Here is a 14,444-nt window from a genome sequence, read left to right on the forward strand (position 1 = left end):
GTCTTTATTTCAATCTACTTTATGTGATCCGTGAAGCTTTTATGACGGTTATTGCTCAGACTGACAAAAGAAAAAAGAGATATCCCTTATTTGGAATATCTCTTTTTGAACCATTAGAGCCATAGTGGTCATACAGCTAAATCATTTGAATTGCAACCATGCTTATTTTATGGGCTGGGCAACCGGCGCATTATTTTGCCAAGCGTAGAAAACCGATTTTACAGGTACGAAGTAGGAGTGTTCCACCAGCAAATCTCGAACATCTTCTGTCTCTGCTGGAGACACGTCAGACTTTTCCACTGCCTGCATAATGTCAAAAGCATAATCTACATAGACCTTGCCTTCGTCATCCATCATAAAAGGTAAGGCCTGACCTGAATATACACTATTCAGCGTAATGGAAGGACTCCCTGCCTGAGCAGCCTGCTCCATATCCACAGCATATAACCCCGGATACAGTTCTTCCCCGCTTGGCAGCTTATTGTTATGTACGGACTTATATTGATTAACCATTCGTTGCACATCGTTTACTTTCTGTACGGTCAGAAGATCCATCACTTTAACGGTCGGATTCACTTCTTCGTCCTGAATAAGGAAGTGAGCGCTCCCACCACTTTCAAAAGCAGTCCCCGGTATTTCATCCAGATACCCCAGTTGTTTCAACTTGGGCAGATCCACTCTGAACTTTTCATATTTTGGCGTTTCCATATCTGCATTGATGATTGGCAAAATTCCCTCATCTTGCTGGAATGCCTCGACCGCAATCTGGATACGGCTCACGCTTTCCCGATAGGCTATCTTAGGGTCCGAATTGCTCTGGGATGGATACATACAACCACTTGCTGTAAAAGCAAACAACAGGAATAACAGCAGACCGCCCGTCTGATGTTTCAGACGCTGCCGTCTGCTTCCTTCCACACATTTTGGCTTGTTCCTAATCATTCGTGTCCTCCTTGAATAACTCATTAGAGAATCAATGTTATAACGCTCAGAACCAGTCGTCTTCCTGTTGTTGACGTTCCAGTTGTTTCCGAATGGCTGCCTTCAGCGGGTCCTCTGGAACATGAACAGATAGAGATCCACACACCTTGGCCTGACAGGACAGTCGTGTACCTGCTTCCAACAGTGAACCCAGCTTGCGCTTTTCTGCATCTGTTGGTGGATACAGTTCCGCCCGATGTTCTTCATCCACATTCACTTTGCACATCAGGCAAGCCGCTTTACCATCACATCGAGTCGTAATCTTGACTCCAGCACGTCGTGCTGCATGCAGAAGTGTTGCCCCTGGTTTGAGCGCTATCGATTTGTTCATAGGTAAAAAAGTAACTTTATAGTCCATCATTTTCCTCCCTCAACCTACTGGGGCCATGCAAAGCCAACAAGCTCTTCCACTTCGGCTCTGAAGCGGGCTGTCCATACATTCTGTTGACTTAACAGCATCATTATAGGTTGATGTGCATGTGGTTGCTGACGCATCTGTGTCGCAATGGGGACATAACGATCTTCACGACCTCGCAGCAGATTAAACAAAAGCTCATGCGCAAGCGGCATCAGTCGCAGGGTATATGAACCCACTTGTGCTACTGGTGCATGCGGAGCAAGTACATGTTCAATCTCGATACGGTACCAACTTTTGCGAGCCCATATTTCGAAACCACCAACCAATTCCAGCGCACATTCACCCACCTGATAGTGGCTCAGCAGAGAAGCATACGGTCCTGTCTTGTCCACTGTAGGCTCGTCAAGCATTTCCCCCGGAGCGCTACGGTGAAGTTCTTTAGCAGCAGCAACATCCGCATAGATATCAATATCTCTCGGAGCCTGTTGCAACTCCACCCCTTGAAGCAGCAACCCACAACTTCCTCCAAGTAACCATGTCTGCGGCTGTGTGTTCCAGGCTTTGGCCGTTTCCAGCAAAGCCGCGTGTAATTCCGGATAACGCTCTGTCCGACCCTCCGTATCATGCGGCCTCATAGGCTCACACTCCCCTCATCCGTGTTCATTGTGTCAGTTCTTATGATGTGCTTATGCGGATGTTATCTTTCAGGCATGGGAAATCAGGTCAAAGAAGCGATTCCACCGAAAAAGCCAATCAGCATAATCAAAAATGCAATCAGAGAAAGAATCCCCCGTACAATACCTTTTGTTTTGGCACGAGCAAACGTAATCAGGAATACAGATAGTCCCATAATGAGGATGGCCACCAATGACAGCCACATCTTGTCCATTGCGCTCATAATCCAGCAGTCTCCCCTTCAGTCCGATATTCATCACTGACACTGTGACAATTGCAACCATTATAACACGAAATTCAGCTCAACTTTCCAAAAAAAAGACAAAAAAGCAAGCCGGCAGAAGCCGACTCGTCTTTTTGTCTTACTGGATCACCTGCACATGCAGGTGTGATCTATTATTTTTTCATCATCATTTTCATTAACGATTCCATACTGCTCGGATTCAATCCGCTTTTCTTGACCGCACTCACAATATCCTTAACCGTATCCTCAGATACCGGAACTTTCGCCATGGCGGATACTTGTTTGATCAATTGGCGCAACTGAGCTTCATTCTGAATCGTCGTTGGTTTCACCGTGCTTGCCAATTTCTTAACGGCACCTTCCGTTATCGTTTTACCCGTTTTCTTATTGATTGCATTCAGTGCATCTTTGGAAATGTTGTTACCCATTCGTCTCCCCTCCTCCGGCAATACTCATGTGTATAGTATGAGTCTGCTACAGAAAAGGTGAATAAGCTTCTTATTTCACAAGGTACGTTTAGGCTGATTACAATCAGGAATGCCACTGCTCCCAGGTTTCAAGCTTCATGACTTCCATTTCAGTCTTCGGGTCACGTCCCATCAAGGCTTCAACCGCATCACGCGGCTGTCTCTTCTGGAATAAAACGTGATATAACTGATCCGCAATTGGCATTTGTACACCGTATTTTTGTGAGATGAAATAGGCAGCTTGCGTAGTTCGAATGCCTTCTACCACCATGCCCATGGACTTCAGAACATCATCCAGCTTCTGTCCCTGGCCTAACATGGAACCTGCTCTCCAGTTCCGACTGTGCTGACTTGTAGCCGTTACAACCAGATCCCCGATTCCAGCAAGTCCCGAAAACGTTAGCGGATTTGCTCCCATCTCAACACCAATACGTGTGATCTCTGCCAAACCGCGTGTTAGCAAAGCGGCTTTGGCATTATCACCAAATTGAAGACCATCGGACATGCCTGCACCAAGAGCAATGATATTTTTGAATGCACCCGCCAGCTCAACACCGATCATATCCCGATTCGTGTAAACCCGGAAATAAGCATTCATAAACAAAGCTTGGGCAGACTCGGCAGATGCCTTATCCAGTGAAGCTACAACCACTGTCGTTGGACAACGCTTCACCACTTCTTCCGCATGGCTTGGGCCAGAAAGAACAACCACACGTCCTTCTTCACATTCAAGCTCTTCTGAAATGACTGTGGACATCCGTTTGAGGCTTTCTGTCTCAAAACCTTTGGTTGCATGAATGACTAACATCTCAGGCTTGTAATAAGCCTTAAGCTGGTTCGTAACTGCACGCATGGCTGATGAAGGCGCAACAATTAACACAGCTATAGCGCCTTCCACCGCAGCTTCCATATCAGTTGTTGCTTGAATCCGTGGTGAAAGCTCCGCATCCGGAAGATAGCGAGTATTAGTGTGCTTGTTATTGATTTCGTTAGCCTGGTCTTCACCACGTGTCCACATCATCACATCCAACTGATTGGCGGCGAGTACACTGGCCAAAGCTGTTCCCCAGCTCCCAGCGACTAGAACAGCAACTTTTTTAGACAACTCGTTTACCCCCTCCAGGGTTTTTCGATCCCAATTTATTTTCCTGTCCTTTGGCGAGCTTCGCAATATTGGTACGATGTCTCCAGAACGCAAACAGACAAATAATCAGACTCCCCCAGAAGATATTCATTGAATATCCGGGTAATACCATGATAAAGATGGGTGTAAATGCTACAAAAATCAGAGAGCCCAATGAAACATAGCGTGTCAATACAATAGACAGAATGGCGATCACCCCAGCACATAACGCAGGCAGGAAAGCAAGACTCACCAGAACACCAATGGCTGTGGCAACGCCTTTTCCTCCACGAAAATGGAAGTAAAGCGGCCAGTTATGTCCTGCAATGGCTGCTATACCACTGAGTGCAGGAATCCAGGCAGAACCGTCGCTCAACCAGATTCCAATCCATACAGCTGCAACACCCTTAAGTACATCAAGTAACAGAACAGCAATTGCCGGTCCTTTACCCAAAATACGCAATGTATTGGTAGCTCCCGCGTTTCCACTTCCGTGCTGACGAATATCGATCCCCCGTATCGCTTTGGCAAGGAGGACACTAAAGCTGATCGAACCGAGCAGATAACTCAGTACAATCGCTGCGATTTGTAAAATCACACACTTCTCCCCTAACTTTCGTCGGACTTCTTCCGAGTAAATATGCGAATTGGTGTTCCTTCGAAATCAAACGCTGCACGGATTTTATTTTCCAGATAGCGCTCATATGAGAAGTGCATCAACTCAGGGTCGTTCACAAAAATAACCATGGTCGGTGGCTTAACGGCAACCTGAGTCACATAGTTAATTCTCATTCTCCGTCCTTTATCCGTTGGCGGAGGGTTAATTGCAACCGCATCAGACACCACATCGTTAAGTAGATGTGTTTGTACACGTAACGAGTGTTGATCTGCAACCCTTTTCACAACCGGCAACAATTTTTGTAAGCGTTGTTTTGTGAGGGCTGACAAGAATACGACTGGAGCATAAGTCATAAACAGGAAGTGATCCCGAATTTTTCTCTCAAACTCTTTCATCGTTTTGTCATGCTTCTCTACCACGTCCCATTTGTTCACAACAAACAATGACGCTTTACCAGCTTCGAATGCATATCCTGCAATATGCTTGTCCTGTTCAATAATGCCTTCTTCACCATTAATGACAATCAGAACAACATCTGCACGCTCAATCGCACGCATCGCACGCATTACACTGTATTTCTCAGTTGTTTCATATACTTTACCACGCTTACGCATACCTGCTGTATCAATCAGCACGTAACGTTGGCCGTCTTTTTCAAAAGGTGTATCAATCGCATCCCGGGTCGTTCCAGCCACGTCACTTACAATGACACGCTCTTCACCCAGAATAGCGTTCACCAGTGAAGATTTACCTACATTAGGACGTCCGATCAGAGCTACACGAATGACATCTTCATCGTAAGTCTCTTCCTCAAGTTCTGGCAACTTCTCCACAATTGCATCAAGCAAGTCACCTACACCTGTACCGTGACTTCCGGATACGCCGATGGGATCACCGAAACCAAATCCATAAAACTCATAAATGAGCTCACTTCGTCCGATATTATCCACTTTGTTAACGGCTACAACAATAGGCTTGCCTGAGCGGTAGAGCATCTCTGCTACCTCTTCATCCGATTGAGTAATACCTGCTTTTGCATCACACATGAATACAATAACATCCGCTTCTTCAATAGCGAGCTCTGCTTGCATCCGAATCGATTTTAAAATTACATCTTCACCATCAATTTCGATACCACCTGTATCAATGATACTAAATGGTTTACCGTTCCATTCACCGATTCCATATATGCGGTCACGGGTAATGCCCGGCTTGTCTTCCACAATGGCCAGTCTGTCGCCGATGATCCGATTGAAAATGGTGGATTTACCCACGTTCGGTCGTCCGACAATTGCCACAACGGGTCTTGCCATACATTCCACTCCTCCTGTCCATACTTACGATACTCATCATAGCAAAAAAGATATATCTTGGCTAACGTTTCATGCCAAATTACTCGCAATAAAAACAATCGGCGAACCCGCCTTGGGCTCGCCGATCTTGCTTTTGTTATTCAGCAAAATATGCAGTATATAACTTAGAACCATGCATTGTTAACTTATTTGAATTTGCTGAGTTTGTCTCCAAACAGTTCGCCAAGCGTAGTGCTCATACCTTGATTGTTCAAGGAAACGTTTGGATTGTTGATTTCTTCACGCGGAGCGTTGTTTCTTGAAGGTCTTTCTGATTTTTGTGGTTGAGCTGGAGCTTCTTCTGTTTCTTTGATGCTCAAGCTTACACGTTGCTCAGAAGGGTTCATGTCCAAGATTTTAACTTGAACTTCTTGTCCTTCTTTCAGCACTTCATGAGGAGTGCCGATGTGTTTGTGGGAGATTTGCGAGATATGCACAAGTCCCTCAACACCAGGAGCGATTTCAACAAATGCACCGAAGTCTACCAGACGTTTTACAACACCCGTTACGATATCGCTGGAATTGAATTTTTCGCTTGCTGTTTCCCAAGGACCTGGTTGAACAGCTTTCATGCTCAGGCTGATTTTGCCTTTTTCAGGGTCAACTTTCAGCACTTTCACACTAACTTTATCACCTTCAGACAGTACGTCGGATGGTTTTTCAACGTGTGTCCAAGCAAGCTCGGATACGTGAACCAAACCGTCAACTCCGCCCACATCAACAAATGCACCGAATTGAGTCAAACGTTGTACTGTACCTTCGATCACTTGACCTTCTTGCAAACCAGCCATTACTGTAGCTTTGTTTGCTTCGAATTCTTGCTCCAGTACGTCTTTTTGGGAAAGGATCACTTTGTTGTTCTCACGGTCGATCTCTTTCACTTTAACACGCAGTGTGCGTCCTTTGTAGTCGCTGAAGTCTTCAACGAAATGGCGTTCAACCATGGAAGCCGGGATAAATCCACGTACGCCCACGTCTGCTACCAGACCGCCTTTAACAACATCACCTACAACAACTTCGAATACGTCTTGGTCTTCAAAATGCTTTTGCAATTGATCCCATGCGTTTTCGCTGTCGATTGCACGTTTGGAGAGAACGAGTTTTTCTTTCTCGTCGTCGATGCTAAGAACTTTAGCTTCAACTTCTTGTCCAACTTCTACTGCGTCAGACGCGCTGTCAACATGTAATGAAGACAGTTCACGAATTGGAATGACACCGTCATATTTATATCCAATGCTCACATAGGCTTGGTTATCTTCCAATTTGACGATGGTTCCTTTTACGGTATCTCCTTTTTTCAAGGAAACGAATTGATCCAACTCATCTTGGGTTGCTTCTTGATTTTTCATTTCTTCCGACATGTCAAATACCCTCCTCAATTCAAAAACCCCATTATATTCAAACCTGCCTGTAGCAGAGTTCAAAACACTTTCATCACTGAGTGCTCAAACTTTAGTCTCCCTCAAAAATATGGAAACATGCACTCAGCTACTGACGAAGCCATTACTTGCTTGGCACGCCCGTTTGCACCATTTCGTTAATCTTGGACATAATCTTTTCAGTCGCCTTCTCCAGAGCTTCTCCTGATGGGTCTTCCTTGAACTCGTCCAAACTTACTGGTGCTCCATATACAACTTTCATCTTACGAAAAACTTTGTAGTTACCGATAATAGCAGTAGGAATAACTGTAGCGCCACTGCGGAGAGCAAAACTCGCTGCCCCTTTTTTGCCGATACCTCCATCATTGTGACGGCTTCCCGAGGGGAAAATTCCAAGCACTTGACCATCACGCAAAATATTGAGTGAGGTTTTGATGGATTCCTTGCTGACACCTCCACGTTTAACGGGGAAAGCGCCCACGGCTTTAATAATTCGGCCGAGTACCGGAATTTCAAACAATTCGCTTTTGGCCATGAAACGCACCTGACGGCGAAGTTTGATACCAACGGTTGGAGGATCGAAGTTACTAATATGATTGGAACATAAAAGTACGCCGCCTTCTTTCGGAATATTCTCCCGTCCAACGGCCTCCAAGCGGAAAAGAATGGTATAAATGATCCGCAGTAATGTGCTGCAAAATGTGTAAATCATAGACCGATCTCTCCTCTGACCATTGTGCAATAAGATACGATTTTGTCAACCACTTCATGAATGTTCATCTCCGTTGTATCAAGGACGATAGCATCCTCAGCACAACGCAATGGGGAAATTTCCCGATTCTCATCCAATCTGTCACGGGTGGCAATGTCTCGCTCCAGCTGTTGCAACGTCAGTCCTTCAGAGGGGTCCAGTTCTTTGAAGCGGCGAAGCGCACGCTCTTCGACACTGGCAGTCATGAAGATTTTCACTTCCGCATCGGGCAATACTGTCGTTCCGATATCGCGTCCATCCATGACGACGCCCTTGCGCAAAGCCATTTGCCGCTGAGTATCCACTAATTGCGTACGCAGCCCCTCGATTTGCGCATATCGGGACACGATTCCCGTCACTTCACGGGAGCGGATTTCCGAGGTTACTTCTTCCCCATTACAGAACACTTTCTGTCCGTCGGGATCCGGTTGTAAATCAATGACCAGCTTTTGGGCTTCCTGAAGTACCTGTGTCACATCTTCCGGTGTAATACCTTTCCGAAGCATATGCAAGGTTACCGCACGGTACATTGCGCCTGTGTCGACGTATACATACGCGAGCGCCTCTGCAACCAATCGGGCCACCGTGCTTTTCCCGGCACCGGCAGGTCCGTCAATTGCAACGTTCATTTTCCCGTTCTCTGATGTGTTCTGGCTTGCCAACGGGGCATTCCTCCTCAAACGATAAACCTCAATAAAAAAACAGGCATTGCCTGCATCGTGAAAATTATACCACACTCTACACATGGATGCAAAAACAGACAAATCAACGACGGTTGTAATCATTCATCGTTTGCACTTCAATTGGCGTTCCTTCCAGGCGGTCAATGGTGGTCAAATTCTTTTTGAAGCCGGGTACCAACAGCAGCAATTGATATACCACAAGCAGGATTAGAAGGGCTGTAATCAGAATCGCAACCTTTCGTTCCATTCGCCTGGAGAAAACATAATAAAGCCGTTCATATCTGCGGGTTGCATGACGACGATTCAAGGCAATACCTCCGTTTTTTCATTACGGTACCCGCAGTTCCCTCTCTTTATGCCACAACATTCCTATTTCGTGCGATAGTCAAGTTGCCGTTCAAAACAAAACTTGATAATTTTCTGGCGCTCCGAATCTGAAATCTGTACAAATTTCAGCATGCATAGCTGTCTGCCGGTTTCCAGTGTTTTGATCCGCACAACTTCAGCTTCAAAATTCACATGTTCAATGGTTGAATTCCGGTAGGGTACCAGCAACCAGCATTTCAATTTTTGACCTTCAGCTATTGAAAAACCTGTTTCGCCGTAGATGGACAATCCACCGCCACCAATATCTTCAGTCATTCCGACGGCACGGGTCAGGTCTTCACTCTGGATGGCCAATTCGAGGTTTGCATGAACACGAAGAAAGCTGCGCCGTTGTATTTTGGATATATCGCTCGGAAGCGGTTTGCGGATACGGACAAGACGGACCACATCTTCCTCAAATCCCGTGACATAGGTATTAAAATAATGCCTGACCCCATCCTCCGTAATATATGAAATGGACAATTCCTCTCCGAAAAAGAGCCTTTTCAGACGGCTGCTTCCTTGTTGCATCGGGACCTCAATCAGAAAACCGCTGTCATCCATATCTGCAATGCGTGATTTGTACTCTTTGTGTTCCTCTTTTTCATCTGCAGAGGCAATCTGGATGTATAAAATTTCATTTATTTTAGGAAACAAGCTGTTCACCGCCACTTTATGTATTTATCTTCGTATGTACAAGGACTATTATACCATGACCTTTCTCACATTGAACAAGAAAAAAACAGACCACATTGTGGTCTGCCGCAGTTATTCGCTCAACTTCAAATTGAGATTATCCATCTTTTTATGAGGTTGCATTGACCGGTTTGATCTCTTCAACCGCTTCTTCTAATCCTGTATTCGCATTAATGTATATCCGGTAACGAGAACCGTTAATTTTCCCTCCGAATTCATAACACAATACTTCTTTACTGTAATCATTCTCAATCAGGGATTTGCGAACATAATTTTCTTCGAACTCCGAATTAAGTTTTTTCCGCGCCTGTTGCTCCGTAAGAGTTGCTTTCGGAATTTTGCGCATGTCATTATGTTCGTAAACAAAGTCACTCGCCTGGAAGCCGGTTATTTCGCCTGTATCCAAACCTACACGAACTGACATTTTCTCGGGATAGATCAAAGTGTCTCCTTGCTTACGCACATAAGTAAGGTTACCCAGATTACCATATTCATCGTAGTTTACAGCCTTCATATCCTTATAGCCTTTGTTCATTAGAAATTGTTCTGCTTTAGCCATGGCATTCTGACGAGACACTTTTTTGGTTCCGATTGGACGCGTATCACTGTAAGAGATCAGCATTCCGCCATTACGGGTGAAATCCATCATCAGTTTGCCATTATTGGCATGATCAATCGTGGCAGTGTAGGACTCCCAGTCTGTTCCTTTGCCGTTCTCCTGCACTTGGATTTTGCTACGATCCGCATCAGAGAATTTTGCAGCCTTGCTCTGAATCTGTTCTTTAGTCACCGGCAAGCCGTCCAGTTTCTTGACTGATCGTTTTGCATAGATATTGGATACGGAAGGACCCCAATCAAGCTCCGGGTATTCCTGTACCTTTTTGTTCACTGTTCGAAAACCATCAACGATCGTGTTGTCCATGGTTTGCTCTTGCGTTGCCATGGCAGTCTCTGCATCCATCCAGCGCAATCGGTCCGTCAGGACTTTCTGCTGCACATCCTGCAGATTCTTGGTAATTTCGGATGAATTCTGATACAGCTTTTTCAGGTTGCCCATTTCCTTCTCACTTAGCGGTTCGTTCGTCAAATCACGCATCGACGCCCGATAGGCAAAGTTGGAAATACGCGAGAGAAACTCCTCTGTCTCGTTAAATGGTAGCATGGTGAGTGGCAGTTGGTTGATCTCATTCTGCGCTTCACTGGTGAGTCGCCATACATTCATCAAACCTTTGCGATGCATCCCCTGTGATGTAGAGTGAACCGCCAAGGTGTTGCCAATCTCCGAATGCAATTTGTCCATATGAAAAGATAAATCGTGAAAGGCACGCTGATATTGATTCTCTGCCTTGATCAGAATTGCATTCTTCTCCTGATTCTCCTGATAGCCCCACACGAGCGCACCGACCAGCAGAACCGCAAATATCGGAAACATAACTGAACTTAATCGTTTATACATCGGTAGAGTCTCCTTTCTTCTAAACCACTACCTCTATTGTGGATCGAAGAAAGATCTCTTATGCATGCGATTTCCAGTCCTTACACAAGCAGGCTGCTAAAGTACCGTTTGGGTCCTCCTTTTAATTCAGCTGAATCCCAGTTACCATGCCCTCTTCTTCAATTTCGAACTGGTCTCTGTTATCACATAGGCACTGCTTGAATCCCGTCTCAATCCGGCCCCGATCTTTCTTGCCTCGTAATGTAAATCGTTCACCGCATTGTTTGCATCTGATTTTAATTTTAATTCTCATCACAACGATCTCCGTTTCTGTTGGTCATTCCCCGGGAGTTTTATCTGTAAAAATAAAAACACACCGGAGCCATAGGCGCAATATGCGCTTTATGTCCACCAGTGTGTCCGTATTTTTATAATTTAACCTCTTCCTCCCGCTTCACAAAACGAAAAGGAGAACGGTTATTAGCTCGTGTGATTTTACCCATTGCCCCATACCACAGGCCCGCCATTAGCGGCGCTATAAACCACAACCAATGATTCACCATGGTGTTCATGATGACATCGTACAATGCATGCCAGAAAAAAGGTAACACCAGAGAAAGAACCAGATACCACCGCTTTTTCTTACCACCGATAAACTTGGCTTTACCCATATAATAACCCATGATTACCGCAAACATAGCGTGCCCTGAAACAGGGAGCAGTGCCCGAAGGAACATGGCTGAGACGGATGCATTCCCCGCAAAGGCATACAACACATTCTCAACAGTGGCAAATCCAAGTGAAACAGCGACTGCGTATAAGATCCCGTCATACGGCTCATCAAATTCGGTGTGATTATAGATGATATGATAAAGTACGAACCATTTAACGAATTCCTCCACACCACCTGAGATCATAATGGCCTCAAGATAAGGATTATCCCCGAGCCACATCATCATGCCACGCTGAATAATCATCACAGGCAGTACCATCAGAATCCCCATGAGGAAAACCCGCAATACCATATGAAGTGGCTCATAATCATAACGGTCTTTCAGGTAAAAGTATGTTAACAAGGCGAGACCCGGAGCAACTGCTGCCGCTAAGACCGAAAACAAAAGCACCGAAATTCCCTCCTCTGACTAAAGACGCGATTACAACTAGAGATTAATCCTGGCGTTTGAAGTGGGTGCAGATAACATCAATCGCTTGTGCAGGAATAACAACCTTACCATACTCTTCCATAACTGCCGGAGTAACTGAGGAGCCTTCGCCAAATTCAGCAAGCAAGGCAATCAATGCCGCATGTTTGGTGGAATCTACCTCATCTGGCTCCAAATGCAAGAACCACTTGTCTTTATAAGAATAAAGTCTCCCAGCATCCGTAACATGCTGACGCAACATATGTGCAGCTTCAATGAGCACTTCAAAGTCCTTGAATGCATAAACAATGGAATCGCTTTGCTCGAGTGTAACTTCCATTTCATATACTTCTTCAGGAAGATCATCTTCATGACCTAAACCATATTGTTGCGGATCATATTTCCCACGTGTGACAATGACAACCATCCCTTGAGCGGGAAGTGCGAATACTTCGACAGCGAGTGGACCTGTGGCATCAAATCCAAGTTCGGAATAGGCCTGATCCATCATTTCAGTGAACAGTTCATGAACCTTAGGTATTTCCTGCCACATATCTTCTTTTTGTATTCCGCGCTCGCTCAGATCGTCAAAGGTCAGGAAAATCCGTATCTTATCGTGACTTAGTCGTTCTATTTTCATACAGGATCTCCCCTTTATAAGCAAGTCTTATAACAGATTATGAAGCACAAAACAATATGTGCTGAAAATAAATCTATGTAGTTATGTTATCATTTTATACCTCTAAATGCACGAAGTAAAATCGACAAAAAAAGAATCATTCCACAGCAAATCAAGACTGTGGATGATTCTAATTGGAGGTTTTGGTTTATAAACCCGGTACTGTTGTGTTTGTTTGGCTTAAAATTTGCTCAACTTCATGCTTCACATCGGGATTGGTGCGAATAAAATCTTTGAGCATGCTCATATTCGCTTCTTTTTCCTGCGGTGTGATTGCTCTTGCGGTCTTTGCTGCCGGATTTTTGTGGGATTCACCATGTTGATTTTGCTTGCTTGTGAACCCGTCCATACCCGGGAAAGTCATTTCCATCATCTTATGTTTTGCCTGATCCATCATATTTCTTGATGAACCCGATGACATCATGGGCAATTTGCCTTTAGACAGCCATGAACTGGCTGCAACACCAATGACAATGCCCCAAAAAAAGGATGAAGCCTTCATTACACCAACCTCCTTCAAGTGTTAAAATCATATTTAGTGTTTGCGGTAGTGAGCGATCTCATTCCGTATAATTACAGGAAAGCGAGTTGAAATCATGTTTAGACATACCGCCGCATTGATCATTGCTGCAAGTTTGCTGTTGTCAGCTTGTGGGACAGCGGAAGAAAAAACATCTGATAATTCCACACCAGCGGGCGAATCAACTACCACGGTTCAAGAAGAGCAAGGTAACTCTAACCCAACTGAAACAGGAGAACCCGGAACTGGTGTGCCCGAGTCTTCAACGGAAGATTCAACTGCGACAGAAAAAGAACCTGAATCTTCGGAGAAGGTTTCTACAGAAGAGAAAGTGGAAAAGACGTATCATATGAATGAAAATTATTATATTAAACCAAACGATGAAGCGAGCCCAAGCAAAGTGGTCTTGTTAACTTTTGATGATGGACCCAAAGAAGAAAAAATGATTACTTCACTTATCGACACTTTAGTTAAACATAACGCTAAAGCGATATTTTTCGTCAATGGATATCGGGTGAAAAGCCATCCGGAATTACTCAAACTCATACATGATCGGGGTCAGATTGTAGGCAATCATGCCTGGGATCATGAGGATCTCCAAAAAATGTCCAACACTGAGGCGGCAAAACAGGTTTCAGATGTCCAAAAAATAGTAAAGGATACCATTGGTGAGGAACCGCAATTCTTCCGTCCACCTTTTGGTTCGGGAAATGATGCACTGAAGGCTGCTGTGAAGAAAAATGGCATGTTATATATGACTTGGTCTAATGGTTCGCTCGATTGGGATAAAAGCACCAAAGACAAACCGGAAAAAGTAATTCAAAATGTACTGGACCAGTTAAATCCCGGAAGCAATATTTTGATGCATGAGTTGCCATGGACGGTTGAAGCATTGGATGAGTTGCTGACGAAGCTCGAAAAGAAAGGTTATTCCTTTGTTGATCCGCGTGCAATTGAATTGGAAGCTCGTTAAA

The 14,444-nt window shown here is 44.8% G+C and carries 19 protein-coding genes; 1 reads left to right on the forward strand and 18 read right to left on the reverse strand.

Going from position 1 to position 14,444, the window contains the following annotated elements:
* Positions 1-162 precede the first annotated feature (162 nt).
* From BS614_RS22615 to BS614_RS22695, 18 genes are all read right to left on the reverse strand, one after another.
* Positions 163-942, reverse strand: a complete 780-nt coding sequence (locus BS614_RS22615) for a hypothetical protein (protein ID WP_074095649.1) — start codon at positions 940-942, stop codon at positions 163-165.
* Between the two features lie 46 nt (positions 943-988).
* The gene (locus BS614_RS22620; RefSeq protein WP_074095650.1) at positions 989-1,339 is read right to left on the reverse strand and encodes a 2Fe-2S iron-sulfur cluster-binding protein; all 351 of its coding nucleotides are present in this window, start codon (positions 1,337-1,339) and stop codon (positions 989-991) included.
* Between the two features lie 17 nt (positions 1,340-1,356).
* The gene (locus BS614_RS22625; protein WP_074095651.1) at positions 1,357-1,974 is read right to left on the reverse strand and encodes a hypothetical protein; all 618 of its coding nucleotides are present in this window, start codon (positions 1,972-1,974) and stop codon (positions 1,357-1,359) included.
* Between the two features lie 83 nt (positions 1,975-2,057).
* The gene (locus BS614_RS22630; RefSeq protein WP_017687688.1) at positions 2,058-2,237 is read right to left on the reverse strand and encodes a DUF2768 family protein; all 180 of its coding nucleotides are present in this window, start codon (positions 2,235-2,237) and stop codon (positions 2,058-2,060) included.
* A gap of 173 nt (positions 2,238-2,410) precedes the next feature.
* Positions 2,411-2,686, reverse strand: a complete 276-nt coding sequence (locus BS614_RS22635; protein WP_017687687.1) for a stage VI sporulation protein F — start codon at positions 2,684-2,686, stop codon at positions 2,411-2,413.
* Between the two features lie 103 nt (positions 2,687-2,789).
* The gene (locus BS614_RS22640) at positions 2,790-3,830 is read right to left on the reverse strand and encodes an NAD(P)H-dependent glycerol-3-phosphate dehydrogenase (protein ID WP_074095652.1); all 1,041 of its coding nucleotides are present in this window, start codon (positions 3,828-3,830) and stop codon (positions 2,790-2,792) included.
* A complete protein-coding gene (gene plsY, locus BS614_RS22645; protein WP_074095653.1) occupies positions 3,823-4,446 on the reverse strand; it encodes a glycerol-3-phosphate 1-O-acyltransferase PlsY in 624 nt (207 codons plus the stop codon). The genes BS614_RS22640 and plsY overlap by 8 nt, the downstream gene beginning before the upstream one ends.
* Positions 4,447-4,457: 11 nt before the next feature.
* Entirely contained in the window at positions 4,458-5,780 is a 1,323-nt protein-coding gene (der, locus tag BS614_RS22650; RefSeq protein ID WP_074095654.1) for a ribosome biogenesis GTPase Der, read from the reverse strand.
* A 185-nt stretch (positions 5,781-5,965) separates the two neighbouring features.
* Complete coding sequence (rpsA, locus tag BS614_RS22655) at positions 5,966-7,180, reverse strand: 30S ribosomal protein S1 (protein ID WP_036607712.1); 1,215 nt, start codon at positions 7,178-7,180, stop codon at positions 5,966-5,968.
* Positions 7,181-7,322: 142 nt separating this feature from the next.
* The gene (locus tag BS614_RS22660; protein ID WP_036607713.1) at positions 7,323-7,910 is read right to left on the reverse strand and encodes a lysophospholipid acyltransferase family protein; all 588 of its coding nucleotides are present in this window, start codon (positions 7,908-7,910) and stop codon (positions 7,323-7,325) included.
* Positions 7,907-8,611 (reverse strand): (d)CMP kinase, encoded by a 705-nt coding sequence (cmk, locus tag BS614_RS22665; protein ID WP_036607714.1) that lies wholly within the window; start codon positions 8,609-8,611, stop codon positions 7,907-7,909. The genes BS614_RS22660 and cmk overlap by 4 nt, the downstream gene beginning before the upstream one ends.
* Before the next feature lie 103 nt (positions 8,612-8,714).
* Positions 8,715-8,939, reverse strand: a complete 225-nt coding sequence (locus BS614_RS22670; RefSeq protein WP_074095655.1) for a hypothetical protein — start codon at positions 8,937-8,939, stop codon at positions 8,715-8,717.
* Positions 8,940-9,001: 62 nt separating this feature from the next.
* Complete coding sequence (locus BS614_RS22675) at positions 9,002-9,655, reverse strand: flagellar brake protein (protein WP_074095656.1); 654 nt, start codon at positions 9,653-9,655, stop codon at positions 9,002-9,004.
* A 148-nt stretch (positions 9,656-9,803) separates the two neighbouring features.
* The gene (ypeB, locus tag BS614_RS22680; RefSeq protein WP_074095657.1) at positions 9,804-11,150 is read right to left on the reverse strand and encodes a germination protein YpeB; all 1,347 of its coding nucleotides are present in this window, start codon (positions 11,148-11,150) and stop codon (positions 9,804-9,806) included.
* Positions 11,151-11,271: 121 nt separating this feature from the next.
* Complete coding sequence (locus BS614_RS31865; protein ID WP_167544412.1) at positions 11,272-11,442, reverse strand: hypothetical protein; 171 nt, start codon at positions 11,440-11,442, stop codon at positions 11,272-11,274.
* Between the two features lie 115 nt (positions 11,443-11,557).
* Positions 11,558-12,253, reverse strand: coding sequence for a glutamic-type intramembrane protease PrsW (gene prsW / locus BS614_RS22685; protein WP_017687676.1), 696 nt, complete (start codon positions 12,251-12,253; stop codon positions 11,558-11,560).
* A 43-nt stretch (positions 12,254-12,296) separates the two neighbouring features.
* Positions 12,297-12,911 (reverse strand): genetic competence negative regulator, encoded by a 615-nt coding sequence (locus tag BS614_RS22690; protein ID WP_017687675.1) that lies wholly within the window; start codon positions 12,909-12,911, stop codon positions 12,297-12,299.
* A 187-nt stretch (positions 12,912-13,098) separates the two neighbouring features.
* Entirely contained in the window at positions 13,099-13,452 is a 354-nt protein-coding gene (locus BS614_RS22695; protein WP_036607724.1) for a hypothetical protein, read from the reverse strand.
* A 94-nt stretch (positions 13,453-13,546) separates the two neighbouring features.
* On the opposite strand from BS614_RS22695, the gene BS614_RS22700 reads away from it, so the two are divergent.
* Positions 13,547-14,443, forward strand: a complete 897-nt coding sequence (locus tag BS614_RS22700; protein ID WP_074095658.1) for a polysaccharide deacetylase family protein — start codon at positions 13,547-13,549, stop codon at positions 14,441-14,443.
* The last annotated feature ends 1 nt before the right edge of the window (position 14,444 follow it).

The sequence above is a fragment of the Paenibacillus xylanexedens genome (assembly GCF_001908275.1).
Classification (GTDB): Bacteria; Bacillota; Bacilli; order Paenibacillales; family Paenibacillaceae; genus Paenibacillus; species Paenibacillus xylanexedens_A.